The sequence below is a fragment of the Cobetia sp. 10Alg 146 genome (assembly GCF_029846385.1).
Taxonomy (GTDB): domain Bacteria; phylum Pseudomonadota; class Gammaproteobacteria; order Pseudomonadales; family Halomonadaceae; genus Cobetia; species Cobetia marina.
Map to the genome: position 1 here is coordinate 1 of NZ_JARWKT010000017.1, position 2,135 is coordinate 2,135.

Genomic DNA, 2,135 nt, shown 5'->3' on the forward strand with positions numbered 1-2,135 from the left:
GTCAGTGGTCTCGAGACCGATGCCACTTGGGAAGTCTCCCTCGACGGCGGCACCACCTGGGATGCTCGCACTGGCACCACCTTCACGCTGGACGAAGGCAGCTATGCCGATGGTGTTGTGCAGATCCGTCAGACCGATCTCGCGGGCAACGTCAGCGACGCCGTGAATCTGGGCGCCGTGACCGTGGATACTACGGACCCATCCGCGCCGGTCATCACCACCATCAGTGACAACGTTGGCGATCTGACCGCCGACCTGGTCGACGGTGACAGTACCGATGACACCACCCCGACCGTCTCCGGTACCGCGGAAGCCGACAGCAGCGTCACGCTCTACAACGGCGAAACCGTGCTGGGTACCGACACGGCAGATTCCGACGGCAACTGGAGCATCACGCCGATCACCGCATTGGACGAGGGCGATTACGCCTTCACCGCCATTGCCACCGATGCCGCCGGCAATGACAGCGTGCTGTCCAACGTCATCGCCATCACGGTCGATACCACCGCGCCGAGCGCTCCGTCCCTGGCCATCGATGAGGTCATCAATGGCGTGAACCTTGATGAGCTGACCGATGGGCTGCAAACCACGGTCACCCTCAGCGAGGATGCCGTCGCGGGTGACACCGTGACCGTCACTCTGGTCGACGACGCAGACGCGGAGAACGTGATCACCGCTTCGGTCGAGCTGGACGCCGACGACATCACCGCCGGCAACGTGGCGGTCATCATTGCCGCCGACGACCTGACCGATGGCAGCAGCTACGCCGCGACAGCCGTGATTACCGATGTGGCGGGCAATAGCTCTGATGCCTCGAACAGCATTGATGTCGCCATCGACATCACCGCGCCGTCTGCACCGGTCATCACTACCATCAGTGACAACGTTGGCGATCTGACCGCCGCCCTGGTCGATGGTGACAGCACCGATGACACCACCCCGACCGTCTCCGGTACCGCGGAAGCCGACAGCACGGTCACGCTCTACAACGGGGAAACCGTGCTGGGTACCGACACGGCAGATTCCGACGGCAACTGGAGCATCACGCCGATCACCGCATTGGACGAGGGCGATTACGCCTTCACCGCCATTGCCACCGATGCCGCCGGCAATGACAGCGTGCTGTCCAACGCCATCGCCATCACGGTCGACATCACCGCGCCGTCTGCGCCGACGCTGGCCATCGAGGCAGCGGTGGATGGTGTGAGTGCTGCCGAACTGGCCGCGGGTCTGCCCACCACGGTCACCCTCAGCGAGGATGCCGTCGCGGGTGACACCGTGACCGTCACTCTGGTCGACGACGCAGACGCGGAGAACGTGATCACCGCTTCGGTCGAGCTGGACGCCGACGACATCACCGCCGGCAACGTGGCGGTCATCATTGCCGCCGACGACCTGACCGATGGCAGCAGCTACGCCGCGACAGCCGTGATTACCGATGTGGCGGGCAACCGCTCTGCTGCCTCGAACAGCATTGATGTCGCCATCGACATCACCGCACCGTCTGCGCCGACGCTGGCCATCGAGGCAGCGGTAGATGGTGTGAGTGCCGCCGAACTGGCCGCGGGTCTGCCCACCACGGTCACCCTCAGCGAGGATGCCGTCGCGGGTGACACCGTGACCGTCACTCTGGTCGACGACGCAGACGCGGAGAACGTGATCACCGCTTCAGTCGTGCTGGAAGAGGCTGACATCACCGCCGACAGCGTGGCGGTCTCCATTGCCGCCGACGCCCTGACCGATGGCAGCAGCTACGCCGCGACAGCCGTGATCATCGATGTGGCGGGAAATCGCTCTGCTGCCTCGAACAGTATCGACGTCGCCATCGACATCACTGCGCCGACCGCGCCGGTCATCACTACCATCAGTGACAACGTTGGCGATCTGACCGCCGCCCTGGTCGACGGTAACAGCACCGATGACACCACGCCGACCGTCTCCGGTACCGCGGAAGCCGACAGCACGGTCACGCTCTACAACGGGGAAACCGTGCTGGGCACCGACACGGCAAATTCCGACGGCAACTGGAGCATCACGCCGATCACCGCATTGGACGAGGGCGATTACGCCTTCACCGCCATTGCCACCGATGCCGCCGGCAATGACAGCGTGCTGTCCAACGCCATCGCCATCAC

The 2,135-nt window shown here is 64.3% G+C and carries 1 protein-coding gene; it reads left to right on the top strand.

From position 1 onward, the window contains the following. Positions 1 to 2,135 (top strand): Ig-like domain-containing protein (locus QD172_RS17260; RefSeq protein ID WP_279856361.1); only part of this gene is annotated, 2,135 nt, incomplete at both ends.